Genomic DNA, 10,075 nt, shown 5'->3' on the forward strand with positions numbered 1-10,075 from the left:
GGCGTTGCTGGATCAGGCTTTCGCCCATTGTCCAATATTCCCCACTGCTGCCTCCCGTAGGAGTCTGGGCCGTGTCTCAGTCCCAGTGTGGCCGGTCACCCTCTCAGGCCGGCTACCCGTCGAAGCCATGGTAGGCCATTACCCCACCATCAAGCTGATAGGCCGCGAGCACATCCTCCACCGCCAGAACTTTCCACCCACCCCCATGCGAGGACAGGTCATATCCGGTATTAGCCACCGTTTCCGGTAGTTATCCCGAAGTGAAGGGCAGATTACTCACGTGTTACTCACCCGTTCGCCGCTCGTGTACCCCCGAAGAGGCCTTACCGCTCGACTTGCATGTGTTAAGCACGCCGCCAGCGTTCGTCCTGAGCCAGGATCAAACTCTCCATCAAAAACAAACACCCCACACCAACCACAAACAACCAGTGCGAGGAAAAAGAGAGCCACATCCCGGTCAAACAACAAACAACCGACAAAAATCGTCAGAAATCATTGTCAAACCAAAGAAACCTCACAACCACCACGAAACCACCACCCACCAACAAAGACAGGCAACAATCCCGCAACAGCCGAAAAGGGGCAAAACAAACTAATTCGTCGACTATGACACACTGTTGAGTTCTCAAGAATCAGACACACCCAACCGCATCCCTCACCAGGACTTGTATCGGAGCGCTTCCACAAACTTTAGCGGCCGGGATTCAGCCGATGCAAATCGACCGCCTTCCCTGCCTCCCCCGGCCGGTCGGAGCCGGCGCCACATCGACGCGAGCCGGCCCTGGCCGCTGATGCGCGCACTGGGCCACCTCGCGATGAGGTGTGGTGTGGGGGTTGGTCTACCCGGGGCCGGGAGCCCGATCTCTCGATCTTGCTCCCCGCCGCTCCCTGGCGACTCGGAGAACATTAGGCGAGGTCCGGGCTGCGTGCAAATCACTTGGACGTGACGGCGGCCACAATCGCGTCTGTGCAGGTCAGAGGCCAGCGGCGGTGATATCGAGCGTGTCGTCGGTGCGACGGCGTAGGCACCGCCGTCAGCGGACCTCCACTCCGGCGATCTTCTTCTTGCCGCGCCGCAGCACCAGCCACGCACCGCCGACCAGGTCGTCGTCGGTGGGCGACGCGTCGGCGTCCTGGACCCGCACGTTGTTGAGGTAGGCGCCGCCCTCGCCGACGGTGCGGCGCGCCTCCCCCTTGCTGGAGGCCAGTCCCGTGGTGACGAGGAGGTCGACCACCGGCGGGAGCCGCTGGCCGCGCTCGATGTTCACCGAGCCCGCCTCGCGCAGCGCCGCAGCCAGCGCGGAGACGCTCAGGACGTGCAGGTCTCCCCCGCCGAACAGCGCACCGGCGGCGTCCTTGGCCGCAGCTGTCTCGTCGGCCCCGTGCACGAGCGTCGTCACCTCGTCGGCCAGCCGCCGCTGGGCAGCGCGCAGGAACGGCTTCTCCGCGGTCTGGCCCGCGAGGTCGTCGATCTCCTCCTGCGAGAGGAAGGTGAACAGGCGCAGCATCTCCACCACCTTCTCGTCCTCGACGTTGAGCCAGAACTGGTGGAAGGCGTACGGCGACATCAGCTCGGGGTCGAGCCAGAGCGCTCCCCCCTCGGTCTTGCCGTACTTCGTGCCGTCGGCCCGGGTCACCAGCGGCGTGGCGAACGCGTGCACGTGGTCCCCGGTCGCCCGGCGCACGAGCTCGGCGCCGCCGGTGATGTTGCCCCACTGGTCCGAGCCACCGAACTGCAGCGTGACGCCGTGCTCCCGGTGCAGGGTCAGGTAGTCCATCGACTGCAGCAGCACGTAGGAGAACTCGGTGTAGCTGATGCCCGACTCGAGCCGGCGCCTCACCGTGTCGCGGGCCAGCATCCGGTTGACCGGGAAGTGCTTGCCGATGTCGCGGAGGAAGTCGATCACCGACATGGACGCGGTCCAGTCGTAGTTGTCGACCATGGTCGCTGCGTTCCGGCCCTCGAAGGAGAGGAAGGGCGCGACCTGGCCGCGCACCTTCTCCACCCAGGCCTTGACGGTGTCGCGGGAGTTGAGGGTGCGCTCGCCGGAGTCCTTGGGGTCGCCGATCATCCCGGTCGCACCGCCCACCAGCGCGTACGGCGTGTGGCCGGCGTCCTGGAGCCGGCGTGCCGTCACGATCTGCAGCAGGTTGCCCATGTGGAGGCTCGGGGCGGTCGGGTCGAAGCCGACGTAGAACCGGACGCTGCCCTCGCCGAACGCGGCACGCAGGGCGTCGGGGTCGGTCGAGTGCGCGATGAGCCCGCGCCACTCGAGCTCGTCCAGGATGTTCGGGCTCGACACGGTGGGTCCTCTCGAGGGTGGTCGGCACGGCGTACCGGTCAATACAGCCTGCCAGATGGTGTGGGCGCGCGCGGAGGCTCATAGGCTGGCGGACGTGATTGCAGGCAGATACACCCTCGACCGTGAGATCGGCCGCGGCGGCATGGGCGCCGTGTGGCTGGGTCGCGACGAAGTGCTCCACCGCGACGTCGCGCTCAAGCGGATCGGTCTCACCCCGGACGCGTCCGTCCCCGACCTCGAGCGCGCGCAGCGCGAGGGACGGCTGGCGGCCCGGCTCAACCACCCGCACGTGGTGGCCGTCTACGACCTCGTCGAGGAGGAGGGCGCGCGCTGGCTGGTGATGGAGCACGTGGAGGGGGCCAGCCTCGCCCAGGTGATCCGCGCGGACGGGCCGATGAGGCCCGAGCGTGCCGCACAGGTCCTCTGGCAGACCGCCGACGCGCTGGCCGCCGCGCACACCGCCGGGATCGTGCACCGCGACGTGAAGCCCTCGAACATCCTGCTGACGCCCGAGGGGCAGGCCAAGCTCACCGACTTCGGCATCGCCCGGGCCGAGGCCGACGCCTCGCTCACCCAGACCGGACTGGTGACCGGCTCCCCGGCCTACCTCTCCCCCGAGGTCGCCTCGGGACAGGTCGCCACGCCGGCGGCCGACGTGTGGTCGTTCGGCGCCACGCTCTTCCACGCGCTGGCCGGGCGGCCGCCGTACGACGTGGGCGGGAATGTGCTGGGGGCGATGTACAAGATCGTCAACGAGCCGCCGCCGCGCCTCGCCGACGCCGGCCCGCTGGCGCCGCTGCTGGAGAACACGATGGCGACCGACCCCGCGCAGCGGTGGTCGATGGCCCGCGTCCGCGACTTCCTGGCCGAGCATCGCTCCACCGTGCCGGGACCCATCCCGGCCGTGGCGACGGCTCCACTGGAGGAGGTGCCCGAGCGCACCGGGGTCCTCACCTCGACCCCCGTGGCGCCGGTGCCGCCCGCCAGCCCGCCCGTGGCCCCGGCACCCGCGCCTGCTCCCCCTCCGGCGACGGGCCGGCGCCGGTCGCGGTTGCCGTGGGTCCTGGCCGTCGTCGGGCTGCTGCTCGTCGGCGCCCTCGCGTTCGCCGCCAGCCAGCTCGGAGGCGACGACCCGGGGACCGAGCCTGCCGCCGACGACCAGAGCTCCTCGGCCCCGACACCGTCGGACGAGCCGTCGGAGGAGCCGGCCGAGGAGCCCTCCGAGGAACCGGCCGAGGAGCCTTCGGAGGAGCCGTCCGAGGAGCCCTCGCCGACCGAGTCGGAGTCGGAGTCGGAGTCGCCTCCGGCTGCCACCGACGCGGCCGCCATGGAGAGCTTCGTGGCCGACTACCTCGCGACGGCGACCTCCGACCCCAGGTCGTCGTGGACGCGGCTCACGCCCGAGTTCCAGCAGGCCAGCGGCCCCTACGGCAGCTACCAGGGCTTCTGGTCCACGATCGAGAGCGCGACCCTGCGCGACGTACGGCCCGAACCGGAGACCCTCTCGGTCACCTACGACGTCGACTACGTGACCGCCAACGGCACGTCCAGCGAGACGGTCACGCTGCAGCTGGTCCGGTCCGGCGACTCGTTCCTCATCGCGGACGAGGGCTGACCTGCGCGAACGACCTCCGCGGGGCGCGGTGCCGACCTAGGGTGGCCCTCTGAGGTCAGGAAGGGGCCGCACGCCGTGGAGCTGGTGCAGCTGTACCGCGCGATCGTGGAGACGTCCAAGGACGGCATCTGGGTCTTCGACCCCGAGGGCCGGCTGCTCCACGCCAACCGCGCCTGCGCCGAGCTCATGGGGGTGCCGGTCGAGGGCTTCCTCGAGCGCACCGCCTTCGACTTCCTCGACGAGCAGGGACGCCGGGAGTTCGCCGGCCACCTCGAGGAGGTGCGCGCGGGCCTCTTCAACGAGGCGGAGGTCGAGGTGCAGTGGGTGCGCCCCGACGGCGGCGTGGTCTGGGTGCTGGTCAGCGAGACCCCGCTGTACGACGAGAACGGGCTCATCGGCGTCCTGCACCGGATGACCGACTACACCCACCGCAAGAACATCGTGGCGGAGCTCTCCAGGAGCGAGGAACGCCTCGCCGAGGCGCAGCGGATCGCCCGCATCGGCAGCTTCACGTGGGACCTCGCCAGCGGTCAGATCACCGGCTCGGCGGGGCTGTACGACCTCCTGGACACGCAGGAGCCCTTCGGGCACGACTACGACTCCTTCATCCGGATCGTCCACGATGACCATCGCGTCCATTTCGACCGGTCCGTCGCGCAGGCGGTGGCCGCCGGCACCGACGCCGTCTTCGACGTCCGCTCCCGAGGCCGCCAGGGCTGGATCTGGGCGCGTGTGCGCGCCGAGCTCGGCTTCGACGCCGCGGGCACCGTGGTCTCCCTGTCCGGGACGGTGCAGGACGTCACGGAGACCGTCGAGGCGGAGAACGCGCTCCGGGACCGCATCGGCCAGAACCGGCTGATGGAGGCCGTCGCCAGCGCTGCCAACGAGGCGAGCACCATGGCCGAGGTGCTGCGGCAGGCTCGGGAGCTCATCCTCCACCACGACGACTGGGTCAGGGCCCGCGGCTACGTCTGCGAGGCGGGCGCCGTCCTGCCGCTGTACGTCGACGAGGGCGACCGGCTCGCCGACGAGGCCGACCCACAGCTGGTGGCCGGGGAGGTGCGGCTCGTGCAGCGGTGCGTGGAGGAGCGGACGACGGTGTGGGACGAGCGGGGACTCACCCTGGCCTGCCCCGTCCTGCACGCCGGAGAGGTACATGCGGTCTACGTCATCACCTCCCGGCCGTCCGTCGAGCGACGCGACCTGATCGAGCGGATGGCCGAGCAGGCCGCCGTACAGATCGGACGGGTGGCGGAGAGGGAGGCCACCGCCCGCGAGCTCGCGGCGGCCCGTGACGCCGCCGAGGAGGCGTCGCGTCAGAAGTCCGACTTCCTGGCCATGATCAGCCACGAGATCCGCACCCCGCTCAACGGTGTGCTGGGACTCAACGAGCTGCTCATGCGCTCCTGCCTCGACGCCGAGCAGCGCCGCCTCGTCTCGGGGGTGGAGCTGTCCGGACGCGCGCTGCTGAGCCTGATCAACGAGATCCTCGACTACTCGAAGATCGAGGCCGGGCACCTCGAGCTCGAGGCCATCGACTTCGACGTGAGGTCGGTCGTCGAGAGCGCCGTCACGCCCATCCTGTCCGCCGGGCGGTCCAAGGGGCTCGCCCTGGTGATCTCCTTCGACGACGACGTGCCCGCTGTGGTCAACGGCGACCCGACGCGGCTCTCGCAGGTGCTCGGGAACCTCGCCTCGAACGCCGTCAAGTTCACGCGCGAGGGGTCGGTGTCGGTGCAGGTGGCCGCGATCCCCCTCGACGAGGGGTGGATGCTCCGCGCCGAGGTGCGGGACACCGGCGTGGGCACCGACGTCGACGCGGAGAGGCTGTTCGCGCCCTTCCAGCAGGCCGACACCTCGACCAGCCGGGTGTTCGGCGGCACCGGGCTGGGGCTCGCCATCTCCCGCGAGATCGTGGAGGCCCTCGACGGCGAGATCGGCCTGGAGAGCCGGCGAGGCGTCGGCACGCGCATCTGGTTCACCGCGAAGGTGGGGTCGCCGGCGGGTGGCCCCGTGCTGGGCGCCCCGGCGGCGGGTGCTGCGGCGGCGGGTGCTGCGCGGTCGGCCGCCCCCGTCCGCGGCAGCCGGCGCCGCCACGTCCTGGTCGTGGAGGACAACGTCGTCAACCAGATGGTCGCGGTGGGGCTCCTGGACTCCCTGGGCTACTCCGCGGAGACGGCGGACGACGGACTGGCTGCGCTCAGACTGATCGACCCGGAGCGGCACGACCTGGTGCTCATGGACGTGCAGATGCCGCGGATGGACGGCCTCGCGGCCACCCGCGAGCTGCGTGCCCGCCTGGCCGGGGGTCGGCACGTGCCGGTGATCGCGATGACCGCCGCGGCCGTGCCCGGCGAGCGTGAGCGCTGCCTCGAGGCCGGCATGGACGACTTCCTCACCAAGCCCGTCGACCCGCACGCGCTGGCCCGCACCCTGGCGACGTGGCTCAGCCGGCCGGTGCCGGTGGTCGAGGAGCACCGGGACGAGGCGGCTCCCCGCGTCGTCGACGGTGTCGACCTGGGCCGGCTCGACATGCTGCGCGACATGGACCCCGCGAGCACGGCCTACCTCGAGCGGGCGATCGGCAACTTCGTGGCGAACGCCGAGGACCAGCTGGGCGAGCTGCGCGAGGCGGTGGAGTCCGCTGACGCCGACGCGCTGCGCTTCGGCGCCCACCGGCTCGCCGGCAGCTGCGGCAACCTCGGGCTCGTGGCCGCCCGGCAGGCCGTGACCGCACTCGAGCTGCTCGCCGACTCGGGCTCCACCCGGGGATCGGGCGACCTGCTCCCGGCCGCCGAGCAGGAGGTGTCCCGGGGCCGCGCACTGCTGCTGGACTACCGGGCGGCCCACGTCAGCCCGGACGACGGGCGCTCCCACTAGGATCTCGCTGCGAAGGGGCGGTAGCTCAGTCGGTCAGAGCAGAGGACTCATAATCCTTGGGTCGTGGGTTCGAGCCCCACCCGCCCCACCGCGTGGTGATGTCCGTCGGCCGCAGCCGACGCACACCGTGGAACTCCCTGAATTTGGGGGCATCTTTGCCGAAACGGCCACCCGCGCGCCCGCCAGGAGCGATCATGTGGTCGGGGGGTGTCTCATGACTCGAGCACGGATTCGTAACACCGGCGCAGCAGCTGCGCTGGGCATGGTGGCCGCATCACTGGTGGCGCTGGGCGCGGCGGGGTCCGCGAGCCCGGCGTCCGCGTCGGTGATCATCGACGCGCCGACGGGTGCCCGCGCGGGCACCGTCGACCTCACCGGCAGGGTGGAGGGGGAGCAGGGCCAGGTGACCACCGTCCTGTACGTGATGGACGCGACGACGTCCACCGCGCTCACCCCTCCCGAGCGGGGATCGGACTGCTCGGGCAACGGTGCCCTGGGGCCGGAGGACGACCTCAACGGTGACGGCAGCGTCGGAGACATCCTCGACTGCGAGATCGCCGGGGTCGGGTCCCTGAACGGCAGTCTCGCGGCGACGAGCGGCCTGCAGGTGGGCCTGGTGGCGTTCGCCAACCAGGCGGCGGCTGCCGACCTCGATCCGGCCGGCAGTGCGACGTTCCTGCCTCCGCAGTTCAGCGGCGGCGACGCTCGTCCCCGCATCGACACCGTGGCGAGGAGCGTCGTCCGCAACAGGATCGGCCTCTACGACCCCAAGACCCTCGGCGGCAGCGGAACCGGGACGGCCTTCAACAGCGCCATCTCGACGGCGCTCGCCACGCTGCGCACCGCGCCGGCCGGGCCCAAGTGGATCATGTTCCTCTCCGACGGGCAGGCACCCATCGACGATGGGCTGCTCAGCGAGCTCACCGGGTCCGGGACCCGGCTGCGGAGCTTCGGCATCGGTGCCGAGGCCACCTGTGCGCGCACCGGGAGCCTCTACAAGATGGCTGCGGCCACCGGTGAGAGCTGCAACCTGGCGCCCAACCCCGCGGCGCTGGCTGCGGGGCTGACCGGCTCCCAGCCGGACGCGGTCACCGGCGTCACCGTGTCGATCGACCGCGTCTCCGTGGCCGCCACCGTGGACGCCGTGGGCGGCTGGCGGGCCCGCTTCACCCTCGGTGCCGGCACCTACACGGCCACCGCCCGATCCGTCCTGACCTCCGGGGCCACCCGCAGCGCGCAGCGCACGTTCACCGTCGCTGCCTCTGCAGACGGTCCGGCACCGGGAACGGTCACCCCCGGACCGGGAGCGCTGAAGGCCACGGTCGTCAAGGTGGCTCGTCCCAAGCCGTCTCGTGCCGTCCTGCCGTCGCGCGTCACGGGCCGGGTCGGCAGCGCCGTCGACGGCCTCACGGTGGTCCCGGCGTTGTCCGGCACCGCGGTGCAGCTGCAGGCTCGGCCGACCGCCGGCGCCTCCTGGACCACGGTTGACCGCAGCAAGGTCGACAAGGCCGGGAGGTTCGCCCTGACATGGAAGCCCAAGGCCCGGTTGCGCCTGCTCCGGGTCGTGCTGTCCCCCACCCAGGGATTCGCCGGCAGTGCCGGGGCGGTGCCGGCGGCGAAGATCTCGGCGTGCAAGGTGGCCAAGCGCCGCGCCGGATGGTCGGTCACCTGCAGCACGACCGCGAAGGCGGGCAGCTCGGTCCGGCTCCTCAAGGGCGCCGACGTCGCCGACCGGGCGCGCGTCCGCCGCGGTGGCTTCCGGCTCACGAGCAAGGGGAAGGTCGGCGGGTCCACCATCGACATCACGGTGGGCAAGCGCCGCCACGTCCGGCTGCGTCTGTAGCACGCCCACGCCCGGCCGGCCGCACATGCGCGCCGGTCGGCGTGGGTACCGCGACGCACTCGACGTACCCGAGCCGCTCGGAGGCCCCCCGTGAACGACGCACCACACCACGACCAGCTGCCCCTCCCCGACTACGACCACCTGCCCGTGGGATCGCTGGAGGGCCGCATCAGGACGCTCGACCTCGCCGGCGTCGAGACTGTCCTGGCCTACGAGAAGGCGCACGGCGACCGGCTCTCGGTGGTCCTGGTGCTGGAGCGACGCCTCCAGCAGCTGCGCGACGGTGCCGCGCCCAGCGGCGGCGACCCGCTGGCCGCCACGCCGGAGGCCGAGCACGCGCCGCCCACCGGCTCTCCGGTGACCCCCCAGACCGAGGGCCCGCCGATCAATCCCCCCTCGCACGGCGACCCGACCAACCCGGCGCAGCCGCGCAGGTGACGCCGGGCCGGCCGGCCCTCAGACGGTGACAGGTCCCCCGCCGGTGACGGCGATGACCTCGCCGGTGATGTAGCTGGACTCCGCGGAGGCCAGGAAGACGAAGGCCGTCGCCACCTCGGCAGGCTGGCCGGCGCGGCCGAGCGGGGTCTCCTGGCCGAAGACCTCGACCTTCTCCGCCGGCATGGTCGCGGGGATGAGCGGGGTCCAGATCGGGCCCGGAGCCACGCAGTTGACCCGGATGCCGTCGGCCCCCAACGCGGAGGCGAGCCCGCGGGTGAAGTTGGCGATGCCGGCCTTGGTGGTGGCGTAGTCGAGCAGCTGCGCGGAGGGCGAGGACGCCTGGATGGAGCTGGTGTTGATGATCGTGCCGCCGGCCGGCAGGTGCGGCAGCACCATCTTGGACAGCCAGAACATCGCGTACAGGTTGGTCTTCATCACCCGGTCGAACTGCTCGGTGGTGATGTCCCTGATGCTGCCCGCCTGGGACATCTGGTACGCCGCGTTGTTGACCAGGACGTCGATGCGCCCGAGCTCCTCGACGGTGCGGTCGACGACCTGCTGGCAGAACTCCTCGGAGCGGATGTCACCGGGCATGAGGAGCGCCTTGCGGCCGGCGTCCTCGACGAGCTGGGCCGTACGGCGCCCGTCCTCGTCCTCACCCTCGAGGTAGACCAGGACGACGTCGGCACCCTCACGGGCGTAGGCGAGCGCCACGGCCCGGCCGATGCCGGAGTCGCCGCCGGTGATGATGGCGACGCGGTCGGTGAGCTTGCCGGATCCCTGGTAGCTCTCCTCGCCGTGGTCGGGCTCCTCGGACATCGTGCCCGTCACCGACCCCTCGGACCCGGGGTCCGGCAGCTGGTCCCCCTGGGTGTCGGGCTGGGTGTGCTGCTCGTGCGGGTCGCGGGTCTCGGGGGTGTGCTGCGACATGCGGTGCTCCCTTCGATCGGTCGTCCGTGCGTGGTCAGGCGCTGCCCTCCGCCTCCTGGTCCCAGC

Annotated in this window: 6 protein-coding genes, 1 tRNA gene and 1 rRNA gene; 5 read left to right on the forward strand and 3 right to left on the reverse strand. The window is 71.2% G+C overall.

All coding sequences use genetic code 11. The features are described 5' to 3' along the window. Nucleotides 1-395 (reverse strand): 16S ribosomal RNA (locus QZX64_RS04320); the annotation flags it as partial. A 639-nt stretch (nt 396-1,034) separates the two neighbouring features. Beyond that, nucleotides 1,035-2,303, reverse strand: coding sequence for a tyrosine--tRNA ligase (gene tyrS / locus QZX64_RS04325; protein WP_295657274.1), 1,269 nt, complete (start codon nt 2,301-2,303; stop codon nt 1,035-1,037). Nucleotides 2,304-2,397: 94 nt separating this feature from the next. Here tyrS and QZX64_RS04330 point away from each other — a divergent pair, with 94 nt between their 5' ends. The 5 genes from QZX64_RS04330 to QZX64_RS04350 all read left to right on the forward strand — a co-directional run bounded on the left by QZX64_RS04330 (nt 2,398) and on the right by QZX64_RS04350 (nt 9,079). After that, entirely contained in the window at nt 2,398-3,918 is a 1,521-nt protein-coding gene (locus QZX64_RS04330; protein WP_295657275.1) for a serine/threonine-protein kinase, read from the forward strand. Nucleotides 3,919-3,993: 75 nt separating this feature from the next. Next, nucleotides 3,994-6,798 carry a response regulator gene (locus tag QZX64_RS04335; RefSeq protein WP_295657276.1) on the forward strand — a complete coding sequence of 935 codons (2,805 nt, stop codon included), beginning with the start codon at nt 3,994-3,996 and terminating at the stop codon, nt 6,796-6,798. A 14-nt stretch (nt 6,799-6,812) separates the two neighbouring features. After that, nucleotides 6,813-6,886, forward strand: a tRNA-Ile gene (locus QZX64_RS04340). A 174-nt stretch (nt 6,887-7,060) separates the two neighbouring features. After that, entirely contained in the window at nt 7,061-8,641 is a 1,581-nt protein-coding gene (locus QZX64_RS04345) for a hypothetical protein (protein WP_295657277.1), read from the forward strand. A 90-nt stretch (nt 8,642-8,731) separates the two neighbouring features. Further along, a complete protein-coding gene (locus QZX64_RS04350; RefSeq protein WP_295657278.1) occupies nt 8,732-9,079 on the forward strand; it encodes a hypothetical protein in 348 nt (115 codons plus the stop codon). 18 nt (nt 9,080-9,097) lie between these two features. Here the strand turns inward: QZX64_RS04350 and QZX64_RS04355 are convergent, their stop codons facing one another. Next, nucleotides 9,098-10,009 carry a glucose 1-dehydrogenase gene (locus QZX64_RS04355; protein WP_295657280.1) on the reverse strand — a complete coding sequence of 304 codons (912 nt, stop codon included), beginning with the start codon at nt 10,007-10,009 and terminating at the stop codon, nt 9,098-9,100. Nucleotides 10,010-10,075 lie beyond the last annotated feature (66 nt).

The sequence above is a fragment of the uncultured Nocardioides sp. genome, assembly GCF_902805925.1.
Taxonomy (GTDB): domain Bacteria; phylum Actinomycetota; class Actinomycetes; order Propionibacteriales; family Nocardioidaceae; genus Nocardioides.